This is a genomic window from Pseudoalteromonas sp. 23_GOM-1509m, assembly GCF_000518425.1.
In the GTDB taxonomy this organism is placed as follows: Bacteria; Pseudomonadota; Gammaproteobacteria; order Enterobacterales; family Alteromonadaceae; genus Pseudoalteromonas; species Pseudoalteromonas tetraodonis.
Map to the genome: position 1 here is coordinate 154,955 of NZ_JADO01000008.1, position 18,861 is coordinate 173,815.

Genomic DNA, 18,861 nt, shown 5'->3' on the forward strand with positions numbered 1-18,861 from the left:
TTCACTGTTAACTTGAGTTAACAGTGAAGTATTCAATACATAAAATTAGTATTTTAAACATAAGGAAACCTCCATATGTCTGAAGTCAATAAAATTGACGTAGACGCGCTAGAAACACAAGAGTGGTTACAAGCTCTTGAATCAGTTGTGCGCGAAGAAGGTGTTGAACGAGCTCAGTTTTTACTTGAGCAAGTGTTAGAGCAAGCCCGCTTAGACGGTGTTGATATGCCAACTGGCATTAACACAAACTACGTTAATACGATCCCGGTTGATCAAGAACCTGCCTACCCTGGTGATGTAAATCTTGAGCGCCGTATTCGTTCAATTATTCGTTGGAACGCGATTATGATTGTATTGCGTGCATCGAAAAAAGATCTCGACTTAGGCGGCCATATGGCGTCTTACCAATCCTCTGCTGCATTTTACGAAGTGTGTTTTAACCATTTCTTTAAAGCGCCAAATGATGTTGATGGTGGCGATTTAGTTTATTACCAAGGTCATATTTCTCCGGGTATTTATGCGCGTGCATTTGTTGAAGGGCGTTTAAGTGCCGAACAGCTTGATAATTTCCGTCAGGAAGTAGATGGTAAAGGCTTACCTTCTTACCCTCACCCTAAATTAATGCCAGAGTTTTGGCAGTTCCCAACGGTATCTATGGGCTTAGGTCCAATTTCTTCAATTTACCAAGCACGTTTCTTAAAATACTTAGATGGCCGTGGCTTAAAAGACACTAAAAACCAACGTGTATACGCGTTTTTAGGTGACGGTGAAATGGATGAGCCAGAATCACGTGGTGCTATCTCTTTCGCTGCACGTGAAAAGCTGGACAACTTATGTTACTTAGTTAACTGTAATTTACAGCGCCTAGACGGCCCAGTAATGGGTAACGGTAAAATCATTCAAGAGCTAGAAGGGCTATTTAAAGGCGCTGGCTGGAATGTTATTAAACTTGTTTGGGGCAGCGGTTGGGATATTCTCCTTGCTAAAGACACCACAGGTAAATTACTGCAACTAATGAACGAAACTGTTGATGGCGATTACCAAACATATAAAGCAAAAGATGGTGCGTACGTACGTGAGCATTTCTTTGGCCGTTACCCTGAAACTGCAGCATTAGTTGCTGATATGACCGATGACGAAATTTTTGCGCTTAAGCGTGGTGGTCACGAATCTTCAAAACTTTATGCCGCATTTAAAAAGGCAGAAGAGACGAAAGGTCGTCCAACAGTGATCCTAGCTAAAACTGTAAAAGGTTACGGCATGGGTGAAGCAGCTGAAGGTAAAAACATTGCGCACCAAGTTAAGAAAATGGATATGTCGCATGTGGCTCACTTACGCTCACGTTTAGGCTTAGATGATTTAGTATCGGAAGAGCAATTAAAAGAGCTACCTTACTTAGAGCTTGAAAAAGATTCTCCAGAGTACAAGTATCTACATGCTCGTCGTGATGCATTACAAGGTTACACACCAACACGTATTGCTAAGTTCTCTGAAAAGTTACAGTTGCCAGAAGTTGACGCATTCAAGCCATTACTTGAAGAACAAAAGCGTGATATTTCAACGACTATGGGCTTTGTACGTGCTCTTAATATTTTATTAAAAGATAAAGGCATTGGTAAAAATATTGTGCCTATTATTGCCGATGAAGCACGTACCTTTGGTATGGAAGGTTTATTCCGTCAAATCGGTATTTACAACCCACACGGCCAAAACTACACCCCTCAAGACCGTGATATCGTTTCTTACTACAAAGAAGCAACGTCAGGGCAAGTACTACAAGAAGGTATTAATGAGCTAGGTGCAATGTCGTCATGGGTTGCTGCTGCAACATCTTACAGCACCAACGACTTACCGATGATCCCATTCTACATTTACTACTCTATGTTTGGTTTCCAACGTGTTGGTGACATGGCGTGGATGGCAGGGGATCAACAAGCACGTGGCTTCTTATTAGGTGCTACAGCGGGTCGTACAACGCTAAATGGCGAAGGCTTACAGCACGAAGATGGCCACAGCCACATTCTTGCAAACACGGTACCTAACTGTATTTCTTACGATCCTACTTATGCATTTGAAGTAGCGGTTATTGTGCAAGACGGTATTCGTCGTATGTACGGTGAAGATCAAGAAAACATTTACTATTACCTAACGTTAATGAACGAGAACTACCATCAGCCAGCAATGCCTGAAGGTGCTGAAGAAGGTATTCGTAAAGGTATTTACAAGCTTGAAAGCTACGAAGGCAAAAAAGCCAACGTACAGCTATTAAGCTCAGGTACTATCATGACTGAAGTGCGTAAAGCGGCGGCAATTTTAAGCGAAGACTATGGTATTGCATCTGATGTTTACTCTGTAACTTCATTTAATGAACTTACGCGTGATGGACAAGATGTTGAGCGTTTCAACATGCTTAATCCAGAAAGTGAGCAAAAAACAGCTTACATTACAAGCGTATTAAACGATTCAGTCACTGTTGCTGCAACGGATTACATGAAAAACTACGCAGAGCAAGCACGTTCATTTATCCCAAGCAGTAACTACAAAGTATTGGGTACAGATGGTTACGGTCGTTCAGACAGCCGTGAAAACCTACGTCGTCACTTTGAAGTTAACGCAAGCTACGTGGTAGTTGCGACATTATCTGAACTTGCTAAACGTGGTGAAGTTGAAAAGTCAGTGGTTGTTGAAGCAATTAAAAAGTTCAACATCGACACGAACAAACTAAATCCACTGTACGCATAAGAGGTTTGCAATGAGTATTGAAATTAAAGTACCTGATATCGGTGGCGATGAAGTAGAAGTAACCGAAATACTAGTGAGCGTTGGCGATAAAGTTGAAGTTGACCAATCACTATTAAGTGTTGAAGGCGATAAAGCTGCGATGGAAGTACCTGCTGAACAAGCCGGTACGGTAAAAGAAATTAAAGTAAATGTGGGCGATACAGTAACCACAGGCAGTTTAGTGTTCATCTTTGAAGGTGAAGCGCAAAACCCTGCTGCTGACTCTAAAGAAGCTGAAAAAACCGAGGAAGCAGCACCGGCTGCGTCATCGGGCTCGTCAACCAAAGAAGTGACTGTGCCAGATATTGGCGATGATGAAGTTGAAGTGACTGAAGTGATGGTTGCGGTTGGCGATAGCGTAGAAGAAGAGCAATCTATCCTAAACGTTGAAGGCGATAAAGCCGCCATGGAAGTACCTGCACCCTTTGCTGGCACTGTAAAAGAAATTAAAGTAAATACTGGTGACAAAGTGAAAACGGGCTCATTAGTGTTTGTTTTTGAAGTCGCTGGTGGTGATAACAACACTGCAGCTGCAAGTGATTCAAAAACCCAAGAGAAGCCTGCTGAAAAAGCTGCTTCATCTAAAGCGTCAGAATCAAGCACAAAAGAAGTTAGCGTACCGGATATTGGTGATGACGAAGTTGAAGTAACAGAAGTCATGGTTGCGGTTGGCGATAGCGTTGAAGAAGAGCAATCTATCTTAAACGTTGAGGGCGATAAAGCTGCTATGGAAGTACCGGCGCCGTTTGCTGGTACTGTAAAAGAAATTAAAGTAGCGACTGGCGATAAAGTTAAAACGGGTTCCCTGATTTTTGTATTTGAAGTGGCGGGTAGTGCACCAAGTGACGCGCCTGCAAAACAAGACGAGCCAAAGGCTGAATCTAAGCCAGCGGCTCAAGCAGAGTCAAAACCAACTGCTGCGCCTGAAAAAGCAAGTGCCGAAAGCTTTGAAAACAACAGCGCTTATGCTCATGCATCGCCAGTTGTTCGTCGTTTAGCACGTGAGTTTGGTATTAACCTTGCGAACGTAAAAGGCACAGGTCGTAAAAACCGTGTTGTTAAAGAAGACGTGCAAAACTATGTTAAGCAACTGGTTAAGCAAGTTGAATCTGGTCAAGTACCTGCAGCTAAAGGCAATGCCGGTGGCGGTGAGCTTGGTTTAATTCCATGGCCAAAAGTTGATTTTGCTAAGTTTGGTGAAATTGAAGAGAAAAAACTCTCGCGTATTCAAAAGCTATCAGGTAAAAACTTACACCGTAACTGGGTACAAATCCCACATGTTACGCAGTTTGATGAAGCGGATATCACGAGCCTTGAGCAGTTCCGTAAAGAGCAAAACGCGCTTAACGAGAAGAAAAAGCTAGGTGTTAAAATTACGCCGTTGGTGTTTGTAATGAAAGCAGCAGCTAAAGCGCTTGCTGAGTTCCCGACATTTAACTCATCGCTTTCAGAGGATGGCGAAAGCTTAATTCTTAAAAAGTACATCAATATTGGTGTAGCGGTTGATACGCCTAATGGCTTGGTTGTGCCAGTATTTAAAGATGTTGATAAAAAAGGCATTATTGAACTCTCTCGTGAACTAATGGAAGTATCTGTTAAAGCGCGTGATGGCAAGTTAAGTTCATCAGATATGCAAGGTGGTTGTTTTACTATTTCAAGCCTAGGTGGTATTGGCGGTACGGCATTTACGCCGATTGTGAATGCACCTGAGGTGGCAATTTTAGGTGTGTCTAAATCTGAAATGAAGCCTAAGTGGAATGGTAAAGAGTTTGAGCCTAAGCTAATGGTTCCACTTTCAATGTCTTACGACCATAGAGTGATTGACGGTGCACTTGCTGCACGCTTTACTGTTACTCTTGCAAGTTACATGAGTGATATACGCCAGTTAGTGATGTGATCACTACAGAGTGAGTAAAATCAAATCCCAGCCAGTTGTTTTTAGCTGGGATTTTTATCATTTGCAATGATACAATATTTGCACAAATGCCCTTTTCTGCCTTGCAGAAACATGGCAGTTAAATTTTGGGGCTGTGTCCCGTTCAAACAATAAAGGTAATAGCATGAGCAACGAATTAAAAACTCAAGTTGTTGTACTAGGCGGTGGTCCTGGTGGTTACTCTGCGGCTTTTCGCGCTGCTGACTTGGGCTTAGAAGTTACATTAGTAGAATCTCGCGAGACATTAGGCGGTGTATGTCTTAATGTTGGTTGTATTCCTTCTAAAGCACTTTTACACGTAGCTAAAGTGATTGATGATGCTGCAGAAATGTCATCTCACGGCGTTACTTTTGGCGCACCAAAAATTGACTTAGATGAAGTTCGTTCTTGGAAAGAGTCTGTTGTTGGCCAGCTTACAGGTGGCTTAGACGGTATGGCTAAAATGCGTAAAGTAAAAGTTGTATCTGGTTACGGTAAATTTACTGGTAGCAACACTTTAGACGTTGAAGGCGCTGACGGTAAAACAACCATTACCTTTGATAACGCAATTATTGCTGCGGGTTCTAAACCTGTAAACTTACCTTTCATCCCAGAAGATGATCGCGTTATTGATTCAACGGGTGCGCTAGAGCTTAAAGATGTTCCTGAAAAACTACTTGTTTTAGGTGGTGGTATTATTGGTCTAGAAATGGGTACGGTTTACCGTGCACTAGGTTCTGCAATTGATGTTGTAGAATTTGCAGACCAACTTGTTCCTGCTGCTGATAAAGACATCATAAAAATTTACCAAAAGCATGTTAAAGACAAGTTTAACGTGATGCTTTCAACTAAAGTAACTGGCGTTGAAGCAAAAGACGACGGTTTATATGTTACGTTTGAAGGCAAAAATGCACCAGCAGAGCCAGTACGTTACGACAAAGTACTTGTTGCTGTAGGTCGTACACCAAACGGTAACATGTTAGACGCTGATAAAGCGGGTGTGAATGTTGATGAGCGTGGTTTTATTAACGTTGATAAGCAATTACGTACTAACGTAGAACATATTTTTGCAATTGGTGACTTAGTGGGTCAGCCTATGCTTGCGCATAAAGCGGTTCATGAAGGTCATGTTGCTGCTGAAGTTATCTCTGGTCAAAAACATTACTTTGATCCTAAGTGTATTCCTTCAATTGCTTACACTGACCCTGAAATTGCATGGGCGGGTGTAACTGAAAAAGAAGCCAAAGAGCAAGGTTTAAGCATTGAAACAGCAGTATTCCCTTGGGCTGCATCGGGTCGTGCAATTGCCTCTTCACGTACTGAAGGTTCTACTAAGCTTATTTTTGATAAAGAGAGCGGCCGTATTATCGGTGGTGCTATGATTGGTATTAACGCAGGCGAAATGCTGGGCGAAATCGGTCTAGGTATTGAAATGGGTGCAGATGGTGAAGACCTAGCGCTAACAATTCATGCTCACCCAACATTGAACGAATCAATCGGCCTTGCTGCTGAAATTTTTGAAGGTTCAATCACTGATTTACCAAACAAAAAAGCAGTTAAAAAGAAGAAGTAATTTAACTTTTTAATTTAGTTTTTAAAAACCCAGCTTTTGCTGGGTTTTTTTATAGCCGCCAATTCAAAAATAGATAAAGCAAAACTAGCTTTTGTTGGTATCGTTTTTTATTTTGAGCTGATAGCTGATAGCTGATAGCTGATAGCTGATAGCTGATAGCTGATAGCTGATAGCTGATAGCTGATAGCTGATAGCTGATAGCTGATATCTATTCCCTTTTATTTTAGCTACAATGCGCAGCCATCAATTTATAGGTAATAAACCACAGTGACTCAAGGTTTCAAAAATTCAGTTTTAGCGTTACGTGCCCAGCAAATAAGTGAATCTCGACGCGAGTTTAATGCCCGGGGCGGTAAGATGGACCGCTGTGAGCAATGCTTAATTGCCAAGCATTACTGTATTTGTGAGGGCGCTGAGTACGCAAGTTGCGACGCTGCGGTTTGTTTACTGATGTATCATAATGAAAGTTTTAAACCGTCTAATACAGGGCGTTTAATTGCTGAAATAGTCCCTGACAATTATGCGTTTCGCTGGGATAGAACCTCCCCAGATCCTGCTTTATTAGCATTATTGAATAATGATAAATATCAGCCTTTTGTGATTTTTCCTGCTGAAGATGTTGAAACAGATAGAGTAGTAACGCAAGTAGAGCCTGTTGCAGGTAAAACGCCTTTATTTATATTTTTAGATGGTACATGGCGTGAAGCTAAAAAAATGATCCGCAAAAGTCCTTATCTAGATAATTTGCCCGTGCTTTCTATTACCGCACAAAAGCTCTCAGATTACCGATTACGTGTAGCACCCCATGCTCACCAGTTAGGTACGGCAGAAGTGGCTATTATGGTATTGGCATTAGCGAATGAGGTTGATGCGAGTACTAAATTAGAACAGCATTTTATCAAATTTCGCGACGCCTATTTACTCGGTAAGCGCAACAAAGGCAGGCCGGAATAAACTGCAAGATGTTGATACGAAAAGGCTGGATTTAATGCTTGTTCATAGTTTGAATGTATATAATCTTGGCTGACCGCTGACCGCTGACCGCTGACCGCTGACCGCTGACCGCTGACCGCTGACCGCTGACCGCTGACCGCTGACCGCTGACCGCTGATTTTCAGGCAAAAGAAAAGCGCGAACCATCTCTAGTCGCGCTTGCGGAATCTTCTAACTTTGTTGCATCCTGCAATTGAACCTAATCAACTCCAATTTTTACGATCCGTGTTATTACAATATTACTTTCTAGTTCTATGTAATATAGGCTATCCGGGCCTGTCTCCATAAATCCCTAAAACATCCTGTAAGGTAAAATCTATTACCAATCCTTATTGCACATCCGAGTGCATTCCTTTTGCTACCATTCCGTTGTGTTGCCCTAAGGCCTGTCCGTTTTATTCCCTATCCTTTAGCAACAACTTTTCCGTGTTGTTATCCATTACGCATCATCCTGATGCTATCCCTTATGCAACATTCCATTGCGATACTCATCCTGAGCCTGTCCTTAAATCCCTGTTATCCTAAAAACCAAACCTTGGTATTCGAGTAGTTAGTCCGTTTCCATTTACTCGGTAAGCGTCGTTGCTTATTTATGGGTTAATTATAGAGAGTGATTTGCAATAAATGTAGGATAAAACCGCTTATGGTTTAGGTTCTTACAAATGAAATATTTTTAAATTATATAAAATACAATAACTTGCTATGTTTTTGGGGTGTTAAACAGAGTGTTTTTACTCATTAGCTGTCATAAGCGTAAGAGATGTCTTACAAGGGTTTTCTTTTTTGGGCGTATTTATCACGAAGTGATTATATAAAGTGTGCACTTTTTAGTTCATCGCGGTAAAATTAATGATAATAATTATTAGTTAGGTAAGACAATATGAAAAAAACACTCGCGCTTGTTGTTGGGTTAATTGCCTCAGCACCGGCTGTTGCAACCGATGTTGTGAATATTTACTCATTTCGACAACCTTTTTTAATTAAACCTATTTTAGACGATTTTACACAGCAAACGGGCATTAAAACCAATGTGGTGTTTGCTAAAAAAGGCTTAATAGAACGTGTTAAGCGTGAAGGTAAACACAGTAAAGCCGATTTAGTTTTAACCTCAAACTTTAGTGCTTTAATTCAATTAGAAGAGCTAAATCTTACGCAAACCATAGAAAGCGAGCTGGTTAATAATAATGTCCCGGCGGCATTTCGTGATGGCGATGGTCAGTGGGTAGCGCTCACTAAGCGCGTGCGTAATGTTTACTCTTCAAAAGAGCGTTTAGGCGCATTGCCTAACCTTACCTACGAAGCGCTTGCTGAGCCGCAATACAAAGGACAAATTTGTACTCGCTCTGGCAAACACCCATATAACTTAGGCCTTGTAGCTTCTATGATTGCTCATCATGGTGAAGCACAGACGAAAACATGGCTTGAGGGTGTAAAAGCTAATTTAGCGCGTAAACCTCAAGGTAACGATCGAGCGCAAGTTAAAGCGGTTAAAGAAGGTTTATGTAATTTAGCCTTAGGTAATAGTTATTACTTGGGAAAAATGCTGCAAGATGAAGCACAAAAACCATGGGCTGAAGCCGTTCATATTAACTTTCCAAATCAAACTGACCGAGGATCACATATAAATGTATCGGGTGCGGTTATTACTAAGTATGCTAAAAACCCTGAAAATGCCTTGAAACTCATAGAGTATATGACAGACAATAAGGCGCAAAATATGTATGCCTCGCTCAATATGGAGTATCCGGTTAAGCCAGGTGTGAAACTTTCTAGTTTGGTTGCATCATGGGGAAGCTTTAAGGAAGACAGCTTACCGCTTGATGAAATTAGCAAATATCGTCCGTTAGCCCTTAAGCTAATTGATGAGGTGAAGTTCGATCTTTAATGACTTATAAATTTCAGCTGTCAAAATGGCAGCTTATTGCGTGGTCGACGGGGTTATTGCTGTCGACCCCGTTGTTTTTCCTACTATTAGAATCTTTACAAGGCGACTCAGAGGTATTTACCCACCTGTGGAATACCGTACTGTGGGACTATATAAGCAATACCGTATTACTGGTTTTAGGTGTAGGGTTACTTAGCTGCTTTATTGCGTTACCACTGGGTTGGCTCACCGCTTATTGCCGTTTTCCTGGTAAAAAACAATTTGAATGGGCACTGATGCTGCCTCTTGCCATGCCTACTTATATTATTGCTTATGTGTACACCGATTTACTCGATTATGCGGGGCCGGTACAAATAACTCTAAGAGAGTGGTTTGGTTGGCAGTCGCCAAGTGATTACTGGTTTTTTGATATACGCACCTTACCAGGGGCTATTGTTATGATTGCGCTGGTACTCTACCCGTATTTATATTTAATTTTTAAAACTGCACTGCGAGAACAATCTTTTAAGTTAGTCCAAGCCAGTCAGTTAATGGGGCTAAATGCATGGAAAAGCTTTTTTAAAGTCAGCCTTGTATTATCCCGTGGTGCCATTGTAGCGGCACTTGCTTTGATCAGCATGGAAACCATGGCTGATTTTGCCACCGTAAGCTATTTTGCTGTCAGTACATTAACCACTGCCGTATACGATACCTGGTTTGGCTATTATTCATTAACTGCAGCAGCAAAAATTTCAGGGGTGATGTTGTTATTGCTGTTCTTAGCATTGATCACCGAGCGTTTTAGCCGTCGTAACCAAGCGGTATTTGAGCGTCAATCGAGCGTGAATAGCGAAGCGCTTTATATCCTCAAAGGCAAGTCTGCGTGGCTAGCAACGGGGTTTTGTAGCTTTATTTTAATTATTTCGTTTATTATTCCGATGGTTGTATTGCTCAAATATGCAGTTATGTATTTTGATCAAGCGTGGAATAGTGAGTTTTTTAGCTATGCATGGCAAAGTTTAAAAGTGGCGGCTGTAGTCAGTGTGGTGACTATTATACTGAGTGTTTTAGTGGTGTTTTATCAGCGCATTGCTAAACAAACAAATCCATTAATACCCGGGCGTTTGGCCAGTACGGGCTATGCGTTACCCGGCACAGTATTAGCGATAGCGGTATTGTTGCCACTAACCCTATTAGAAAATACTATCAACCGCACTTTAGCTCCTTATGATTTAGATATTGGTTTATTACTTACTGGCAGCTTACTCACTATTATTTTTGCTTATATAGTGCGGTTTTACGCCGTTGCACACGGAGCTATTGAGTCGAGCTTTTCACGCATTAGTCCCTCCCTTGATATGGCAAGCCAGTCAATGGGAAAAAGCCAAGGGCGCACATTACGCTTAGTGCACTTACCTTTATTACGCCGAGGCTTATTAACCGCCGGTTTATTGGTCTTTATCGAGTGTATGAAAGAGCTACCCGCAGCTTTGTTGTTAAGGCCTTTTGATTTTGAAAGCTTAGCAACTCATGTGTTTCAGTATGTAAGCGATGAACAATTAGAGCTGGCCTCTATATCGGCTTTGTTTATTGTGGTGGTGGGGTTTATTCCGTTATATTTTATTAACCGTTCAATGGAGCAACGTAGCTAAATGAGTAGTTTGATTTTACAAGGCGTGAGCTATGCATATAACGGGACTAAGGTGATAGATAATTTAGATTTAACCTTAGGTAAAGACGAAATAGTGTGTTTACTCGGAGCCAGTGGCTGCGGTAAAACCACCACACTAAAAGCCATTGCAGGATTAATTGAAGCCAAACAAGGGCAGGTATTTATTGATGGTAAGCTAGTCAGTGATGCTAATACGTTTGTTTCACCTGAGCATCGTAATATTGGCATGATGTTTCAAGACTATGCGTTATTTCCGCATTTAACGGTGGCTAATAATATTGCGTTTGGGCTAAGTGGCATGAGCAAAGCAGATAAACACGCACGCGTAAGTGAAATGCTAAAGCTGGTACACTTGGTAGGCTGCGCCGATAGATTCCCTCATCAACTCTCTGGTGGGCAACAGCAGCGAGTAGCGATTGCACGCGCATTAGCTTATAAACCTAGCTTACTGTTACTTGACGAGCCATTTTCTAATATTGATACCCAAGTACGATTTGAGTTAATTGCCGACATTAGGCGCATTATTAAGGCGCAGCAAGTATCGGCTGTGTTTGTTACTCACTCAAAAGAAGAGGCGTTTGCTTTTTCAGATACGCTAGCGGTTATGCACCAAGGTAAAATTGCGCAGCAAGGTACGCCAGAACAGCTTTTTGCTAAACCACGTTCAAAGGAGGTTGCAGAGTTTCTGGGTCAGGGCATATACTTAAGCGCAACCGCATTAACCGCCACTGAATATCAAACGCAGTTTGGGGTGGTTGAATCAATACAGCCACAGCAGCATGGCGTGGCCGATAAGGGCGTTATTTATGTGCGTCCGCATCAACTTGAACTTGTTAGTAATAACGATACGCAACAGCAATCTGAGCGGGTTAGTATATTAAGTAGTCGCTTTATTGGCTCCGCTTATGTATACACTGTGGTTATTGCTGAGCAAGAAATAGAAGTTGCAGCCCAGTATGGCCAGTCATTTGAAATTAATGAACAGGTTATAATAAAAATAAAACCGCACACGGTGAATTTTTTTGAATCGTAATTAATCGCTGTGTTTTGCTCTAAAAAGTAAGGAATGACAATGGCGCAAGCGCAATCAGGGATTTGTGCTGAAGCAAACTTACACGGTTTGCACTTATTTTTTAATGTACTTGATGGTCACGACGAATCACTTCGCGCTAAGCTTAAAAAAGTGAGCGATATTGAAGATGAGTTTAGTGATCAATTCTCTGAATCTATGCTTTCTTGTATGGTCGCCATTGGCGCGCAATATTGGCCACACATTCTGCCTGATTATATGCCAAGTGAGCTGCAAAGCTTTCCTAATATTACCCATAGCGATTTTGTGATGAGTGCAAGGCCTTGCGATTTATTTGTGCAAATCCGCTCAGACAGAGAAGATGTGAACCACCTGTTTGCATTGCAAATATTAAAACTTTTTAACCCTGATGTTGAGCTGGTTGAGCAAATTCGTAATTTTCGTTTTCTAGATGGCCGTGATTTTAATGGTTTTATTTATGCCGGTGATACACCGCATGGTCGTCAAAAACGGGTAACGGCCCTCGTTAATAAGCCTGATAGCTTTGAAGATCAAGGCAGCTATATTCATGTTCAGCGCTATAAGCATGACTTAACGTTATGGCAGCACTTGTCGTTGCAAGAACAAGAACAAATAATGGGGCGTACTCGTCTCGACAATACCCTAATAAGCCCCGCACTTGAAAGCAGCCATGCAACCCGAAGTGAATTAAAAGATGAACAGGGGCAAGCATTATTACTAAATCAAAGTATGCCTTATGGCGACGTGTATGAGCAGGGGATGTTAATGATTACGTGCTCGGCTAAAGGGGATGCGTTCGAGAAAGTACTCAATAGCCGATTAGGGCAGGGGGAGTATTACGACCATTGGCTTGATTTTACTCAAGCAGATATGGGCTCTGCGTTTTTTGCACCCTCAGTGCGATTTCTAAAGCAGCTATAAAACAAGCCAGTAACGGCTACGTATTAGTATAGCCGTAACAGTGATAACCAAACGAGTTTAAACCGTATCAAACAAAATACGCACACGCTCTAATGTGAGGTCTATTTCTGATACTTTCGCTGGCGCAATAAAAATAGTGTCATCGCCGGCAATTGTTCCTAATACGCCATCTGCTTTACCTAATGAGTCAAGTAAACGGGCAATTAGCTGAGCAGCCCCAGGACTGGTGCGAATAATAATCATCATTTCGTTATGCATAATGTCAATAACTAACTGGCGTAACGGGCTTTTAGCGGTTGGTACACCCATTTCGGCAGGTAAACAGTACACCATTTCTTGTTTTGCATTGCGGGTACGTACCGCGCCAAACTTACTTAACATCCGCGACACTTTACTTTGGCTAATATTATCAAAGCCTTGTTCTTTTAATGCGTCAACTATTTCGCCTTGTGAGCCAAAATTCTCTTCTTTTAAAAGTGCTTTAAAGGCTTTTACCAATGCTTCTTGTTTGTCTTGTGGTTGCATAGTGTCTAATTAGTTATGTTGTCGATACTGCAAATTCTACACAAAAATGCATATTTATGCAGCAGTTGTTTAGGTTTTGCTGCGTTTAAACAGCAAAGTTTACAACTATGGTCGAAAATATAGCTAAAATAGGCAGGATAAATTTGTTTTTAGTCGCTAATTTCTTTATCTTATAAACCACAAATATTTCCTTCCTCAAATCACGGAGAATTCCAATGAAAGTTGCTGTATTAGGTGCTGCAGGTGGTATCGGTCAAGCGTTGTCTTTATTATTAAAAACAGGCTTACCAGCTGGTTCAGAATTATCACTATATGATGTTGCGCCAGTAGTTCCTGGTGTTGCTGTTGACCTTTCTCATATCCCAACAGATGTAAAAGTTGAAGGTTTTGGTGCAGATGCACTAGATAAAGCATTAACAGGTTGTGATATTGTTTTAATCCCAGCGGGTATGCCACGTAAGCCAGGTATGGATCGTGCTGATTTATTTAATGTTAACGCTGGTATCATTAAAACATTAGCAGAAGGCATTGTTGCTAACTGTCCTAAAGCGCTTGTAGGTATTATCACTAATCCAGTTAATGGAACTGTACCTATTGTTGCTGAAGTATTCAAAAAAGCAGGTACTTACGATGCTAAGCGTGTATTTGGTATTACAACTTTAGATGTGATCCGTTCTGAAGCGTTTATTGCTGAACTTAAAGGCGTAGACGTAGCAAGTGTTAAAGTACCAGTGATTGGTGGCCACTCAGGCACAACCATTCTACCGTTACTTTCTCAAGTTGAAGGTGTTACTTTCACTGATGAAGAAGTGGCTACACTAACTCCTCGTATCCAAAATGCAGGTACTGAAGTAGTTAATGCTAAAGCGGGCGGTGGTTCTGCAACATTATCTATGGGTGCTGCAGCAGCACGTTTTTGTATGTCTTTAGTTAAAGGCTTACAAGGTGAAGACGTTGTAGATTATGCATACGTTGCTGTTGAAAATGGCGATGCAGAGTACTTTGCACACCCAGTACGTTTAGGCAAAAATGGCGTAGAAGAAATTCTTTCTTACGGCACTTTAAGCGCATTTGAAGAGCAAGCTAAAAATGACATGCTTGAAACGCTGAAAAAAGATATCAAAGAAGGTGTTGATTTTATGGCGTAATAGCCAAAATTAACCCATAAAAAAGCCTGCATTTGCAGGCTTTTTTATTGCTCGGAATTATCTACACAGTATTACTTAGTGGTCGCGGTCAACCGCTATTCTAGCTAAGCTCATTAGTGCTTGCTTGTAACTCGACTCAGCTAAGCAATCTAAACAGGCAATTGCTTTTTCTGCTTCTTGCTCGGCTTTTTCCATTGTGAACTCAAGGGCATTGGTATGTTTGAGCGCAGCCAGTATCTCGTCAAGGTGCTCCATACCATTACAGTGCTCAATAGCGTCTCTTATTAACTGTGTTTGATGCTCACTACCGTGTTGCATTGCATATATAAGAGGTAACGTCGGCTTACCTTCAGCTAAATCGTCGCCAATGTTTTTACCAAGTTGGTCGGCATCAGCGTTGTAATCTAAAACATCATCCACTAACTGAAAAGCAGTACCTAAATGCATGCCATACAAATTAAGTGCCTCTAGTACACTATCGTCTTGCTCAGTAATAATGGCCGCAAGACCCGTCGCTGCTTCAAATAGCTTGGCGGTTTTAGAATAAATAACCTGCATATAACTGGCTTCAGTGGTATCAGGGTCGTTGCAGTTCATTAATTGCAGCACTTCACCTTCAGCAATAATGTTGGTTGCATCAGCCAGTACTTGCATTATTTGCATTTTACCAAGACCCACCATTAGCTGAAACGAGCGGGTGTAAATAAAATCACCCACCAGTACGCTAGCAGCATTACCAAACTCAGCATTTGCTGTAGGTGTGCCACGGCGCAAATTAGATTCATCTACAACATCATCATGTAAAAGCGTTGCGGTATGAATAAATTCAATGATAGTTGCTAGCGTAATGTGATCTTTGCCTTGGTAACCTAGCGCTCTAGCCGCCAAAATAGCCAACATAGGGCGAACACGTTTGCCACCGCTGTTAACAATATACAAACCAAGTTGATTAACTAACGCCACATCTGAGCGCATTTGCGCATGTATTAGTTGATTGACGTCATTCATATCGCTTTCGATTAACGCCTGGATAGCTTTTATATCCATTGATCTCCGAGCCAATTTTAATGTGTGAACGGCGCAGATTGTACAACAAAAAATGCATTAGCTCGATATTTTGTGATGATTCCTTAAAAAAACACCCTTAAGTAGGTTAAATGACCTATTAACCTTGTGAATAATTGATTAAACACCCTGGTTTAATTTTGAATCACCCTTGGCGGTTAATTGAACTACATAGGCTCGCTTTGCTATTGCTAATTTATTTTCTGTAACCGTTAAAAAGCGCTTGGCAAAGGGGGATTTTAATATAAAATAGGGGAAATATTGAATTGCTCTCAATGCAGCTACTTTTTATTCATTTAATTACAAAAAGAGGCTTGCTAGTTTTTACGCATTAGCGTAAACTTCGCGCCCTATTGAAGAATATTTTAGTTGCGTCGATTTGAGGGCGCACAGACGGAGTTAATTATGTACGCGGTTTTCCAAAGTGGTGGTAAACAGCACCGTGTGACTGAAGGTCAAACAATTCGTCTTGAGAAATTAGACGTTGAAACTGGTGCAGCAGTTGAATTTGATTCAGTACTTTTAGTTGCTGATGGTGAGAAGATCGAGATTGGTGTACCGTTCGTAAACGGTGGTAAAGTAACAGCTGAGGTTGTTTCACACGGTCGCGGTGAGAAGATTAAGGTTGTTAAATTTAGACGCCGTAAGCATTCTCGTAAGCAAATGGGCCATCGTCAATGGTTCACAGAAGTTAAAATCACTGGCATTAGCGCTTAATTAGAGGTACTTAGAAATGGCACATAAAAAAGCAGCTGGTAGTACTCGTAACGGTCGCGATTCAGAAAGCAAACGCCTAGGTGTTAAGCGTTTTGGTGGCGAATCAGTTCTAGCGGGTAGCATCATTGTTCGTCAGCGTGGAACTCGTTTCCACCCAGGCGCAAACGTAGGTATCGGTAAAGACCACACTATCTTCGCAAAAGCAGATGGTAAAGTTCAGTTTGAACAAAAAGGTCCTTTAAACCGTAAATACGTAACTATCGTAGCTGAGTAATCAGTAAGGTAGTTAAAAAACCCCGCCTTTGCGGGGTTTTTTGTTTTAAGCATGTTTAAATATATACCCAAGTGTTTTTATGCTCAGTGTGCTCTATAGGCCACTTAGGTATATAATAGAGTTATTAACAAGCCAATCCCTAAAGTGAGTAATCATGAAGTTTGTAGATGAAGTAGAAATTCGCGCAGAAGCTGGTGACGGTGGCAGCGGCATCGTGTCTTTTCGTCGTGAGAAATATGTTCCAGATGGTGGACCTGATGGCGGTGACGGTGGAGACGGTGGTAGTGTTTATCTACAAGCTGATGAAAACTTAAATACCCTTATTGACTATCAATTTGAGCGTTTTCACAGAGCAGAACGCGGTACAAACGGTCAAAGCCGTAATTGTACGGGTAAAAAAGGTGAAGACCTGATCGTTAAAGTGCCTGTTGGTACACGTATTATTGATGTTGATACACAAGAATCATTAGGGGATTTAACCCAAGATGGTCAACGAATTGTGGTTGCAAAAGGCGGTTTCCATGGCTTGGGGAATGCGCGTTTTAAATCAAGTACTAATCGTGCTCCACGTCAAAAAACACTTGGCACACCGGGTGAAGTACGTAACCTTAAGTTAGAGTTAATGCTACTGGCTGATGTCGGCTTACTAGGCTTACCAAATGCAGGTAAATCAACCTTTATCCGCAGTGTGTCAGCTGCAAAACCTAAAGTAGCTGATTATCCATTTACTACGCTGATTCCTAACTTAGGGGTTGTTCGTCCTGAAGCAAACAAATCATTTGTAATTGCTGATATTCCAGGTTTGATTGAAGGCGCGTCAGAGGGTGCGGGATTAGGTATTCGCTTCTTAAAGCATTTAGAGCGTTGTCGTGTGCTTTTACACATTATAGATGTAATGCCAGTTGATGGCTCTAACCCTGTTGATAATGCATTTGCAATCATCAACGAGCTACACCAGTACAGCCCTAAGCTTGCTGAAAAGCCACGCTGGTTGGTATTTAATAAAATTGATTTATTGCCTGAAGATGAAGCCAAAGCCTTATGTGAGCAAATTGCAGAAGAGTTGGGTGAGTCTGAAAATATTTACAGTATTGCTGCAATTAATAAATTAAATACGCAGCCATTAATTCACGACATCATGACGCTACTTGATAACATGCCTAAAGAGAAGTTTGTTGAAGTGGCAGACGAAGAGGTTGAATTTAAGTGGGATACCTACCATCAAAAAGCCACTAAAGGCGATGATGATGACTGGGATGATTGGGATGAAGATGATTACGACGTAGAAGTTGTCTACGAGCGTTAATAATTGTTTATATTTAAAAGGAGCTAACGCTCCTTTTTCTTTGATTAATAATAAAGTATTGGGTATTTAGTGTGATAATTTCAATGATTGCAGCAATGGCAAATAACCGTGTCATTGGCTTAGATAATAAAATGCCATGGCATTTACCTGGTGACCTTCAGCACTTTAAAAAAGTAACCTCTGGTAAACCCGTTATTATGGGGCGCAAAACATTTGAATCAATAGGCCGACCGTTACCTGGGCGACGTAATATTATTATTACTCGTAATAAAGACTATCACGCATCAGGAATTGAAACAGTAACCACACCAGAAGCTGCACTTGAGCTTGTTAATGATGTTGCAGAGGTGATGATAATTGGTGGCGGAAACATCTACCAGCAGTTTTTAGCGCAGGCGCAGCGCTTGTATTTAACCTTTATAGACTTAGATGTTGAAGGGGATACACAATTTCCTGATTATAAAAGTGTTGCAAACTGGCAAATTGAAGATGAAATGTTGATGACGCCCGATGATAAAAATAAATATAGTTATAAGTTCGTAACTTTGAATAAAGTTTCTTAACATTATTGCGAAAATCTGAGCGTGTTGGTACAATATTAAACAGTCGAGTACGAAAAAAGTATTAATATAGGGTGTCCAATCAATGATTAAATTACCAAAGCTAGTTGTAATTGCTGCTATTGCAGCGGGTTCGTTCGCTTATACTGCGCCTGTAAGCGCTGATGATCAGTTAGCTGTTTCAGTTTGTGAATACATTGCCGCTGATGATAAAAATCGTCTGCGTAGCAAACTAAAAAGTTCACGTGTGAAAGTACGTAATATCTATGATGCAGTTTTCTGTAATGGTAACAACTTATTGCGTCACGCTGTTGCAAGTAATGCGGTTGATACGGGTGAGTACATTGTTAAAAACTTATCAAAAAGCTCACTTGAAGATGGCGCAGATATCGCTTGGGCTGAGGCAAATCATGCTGGTTCAGCTTTAATCCCTATTATTAAAGACCGCGCAGGCCTTTAATTAAAAGCTTAATTTAAAAAAACCGCGTTTATACGC

Annotated in this window: 16 protein-coding genes; 14 read left to right on the top strand and 2 right to left on the bottom strand. The window is 41.1% G+C overall.

Annotation, left to right across the window (positions count from 1 at the left end):
- Positions 1-75 precede the first annotated feature (75 nt).
- The 8 genes from aceE to N523_RS0100760 all read left to right on the top strand — a co-directional run bounded on the left by aceE (position 76) and on the right by N523_RS0100760 (position 12,770).
- Positions 76-2,742: a pyruvate dehydrogenase (acetyl-transferring), homodimeric type gene (gene aceE, locus N523_RS0100725; protein WP_013465930.1), complete on the top strand. Its 2,667-nt coding sequence runs from the start codon at positions 76-78 to the stop codon at positions 2,740-2,742.
- Between the two features lie 10 nt (positions 2,743-2,752).
- Complete coding sequence (gene aceF, locus N523_RS0100730) at positions 2,753-4,678, top strand: pyruvate dehydrogenase complex dihydrolipoyllysine-residue acetyltransferase (protein ID WP_028835610.1); 1,926 nt, start codon at positions 2,753-2,755, stop codon at positions 4,676-4,678.
- A gap of 163 nt (positions 4,679-4,841) precedes the next feature.
- Positions 4,842-6,269 (top strand): dihydrolipoyl dehydrogenase, encoded by a 1,428-nt coding sequence (lpdA, locus tag N523_RS0100735; protein WP_013465928.1) that lies wholly within the window; start codon positions 4,842-4,844, stop codon positions 6,267-6,269.
- A 267-nt stretch (positions 6,270-6,536) separates the two neighbouring features.
- Entirely contained in the window at positions 6,537-7,223 is a 687-nt protein-coding gene (locus N523_RS0100740; protein WP_028835611.1) for a tRNA-uridine aminocarboxypropyltransferase, read from the top strand.
- Between the two features lie 919 nt (positions 7,224-8,142).
- The gene (locus tag N523_RS0100745; protein ID WP_013465926.1) at positions 8,143-9,147 is read left to right on the top strand and encodes a Fe(3+) ABC transporter substrate-binding protein; all 1,005 of its coding nucleotides are present in this window, start codon (positions 8,143-8,145) and stop codon (positions 9,145-9,147) included.
- Positions 9,147-10,778, top strand: coding sequence for an ABC transporter permease (locus N523_RS0100750; protein WP_028835612.1), 1,632 nt, complete (start codon positions 9,147-9,149; stop codon positions 10,776-10,778). Before N523_RS0100745 ends, N523_RS0100750 begins: the two co-directional genes overlap by 1 nt.
- On the top strand, positions 10,779-11,831 hold the full coding sequence (locus N523_RS0100755) for an ABC transporter ATP-binding protein (protein WP_028835613.1): 1,053 nt from the start codon (positions 10,779-10,781) through the stop codon (positions 11,829-11,831).
- Positions 11,832-11,870: 39 nt separating this feature from the next.
- The gene (locus N523_RS0100760) at positions 11,871-12,770 is read left to right on the top strand and encodes a Dyp-type peroxidase (RefSeq protein WP_013465923.1); all 900 of its coding nucleotides are present in this window, start codon (positions 11,871-11,873) and stop codon (positions 12,768-12,770) included.
- Positions 12,771-12,827: 57 nt separating this feature from the next.
- Here N523_RS0100760 and argR read toward each other — a convergent pair whose 3' ends face one another.
- Complete coding sequence (gene argR, locus N523_RS0100765) at positions 12,828-13,295, bottom strand: transcriptional regulator ArgR (RefSeq protein ID WP_008114955.1); 468 nt, start codon at positions 13,293-13,295, stop codon at positions 12,828-12,830.
- 215 nt (positions 13,296-13,510) lie between these two features.
- Between argR and mdh the strand changes: the two genes are divergently transcribed.
- Entirely contained in the window at positions 13,511-14,443 is a 933-nt protein-coding gene (gene mdh, locus N523_RS0100770) for a malate dehydrogenase (RefSeq protein WP_013465922.1), read from the top strand.
- 75 nt (positions 14,444-14,518) lie between these two features.
- On the opposite strand, the gene ispB is transcribed toward mdh, so the two are convergent.
- A complete protein-coding gene (ispB, locus tag N523_RS0100775) occupies positions 14,519-15,490 on the bottom strand; it encodes an octaprenyl diphosphate synthase (RefSeq protein WP_028835614.1) in 972 nt (323 codons plus the stop codon).
- Positions 15,491-15,913: 423 nt separating this feature from the next.
- On the opposite strand from ispB, the gene rplU reads away from it, so the two are divergent.
- From rplU to N523_RS0100800, 5 genes are all read left to right on the top strand, one after another.
- Positions 15,914-16,225: a 50S ribosomal protein L21 gene (rplU, locus tag N523_RS0100780; protein ID WP_004587921.1), complete on the top strand. Its 312-nt coding sequence runs from the start codon at positions 15,914-15,916 to the stop codon at positions 16,223-16,225.
- A 16-nt stretch (positions 16,226-16,241) separates the two neighbouring features.
- Entirely contained in the window at positions 16,242-16,499 is a 258-nt protein-coding gene (rpmA, locus tag N523_RS0100785) for a 50S ribosomal protein L27 (RefSeq protein WP_008114963.1), read from the top strand.
- Positions 16,500-16,653: 154 nt separating this feature from the next.
- Entirely contained in the window at positions 16,654-17,805 is a 1,152-nt protein-coding gene (cgtA, locus tag N523_RS0100790) for an Obg family GTPase CgtA (RefSeq protein ID WP_013465920.1), read from the top strand.
- Positions 17,806-17,876: 71 nt separating this feature from the next.
- The gene (gene folA / locus N523_RS0100795; RefSeq protein WP_024601745.1) at positions 17,877-18,368 is read left to right on the top strand and encodes a type 3 dihydrofolate reductase; all 492 of its coding nucleotides are present in this window, start codon (positions 17,877-17,879) and stop codon (positions 18,366-18,368) included.
- An 82-nt stretch (positions 18,369-18,450) separates the two neighbouring features.
- Positions 18,451-18,825, top strand: a complete 375-nt coding sequence (locus N523_RS0100800; protein ID WP_013465918.1) for a DUF3718 domain-containing protein — start codon at positions 18,451-18,453, stop codon at positions 18,823-18,825.
- Positions 18,826-18,861 lie beyond the last annotated feature (36 nt).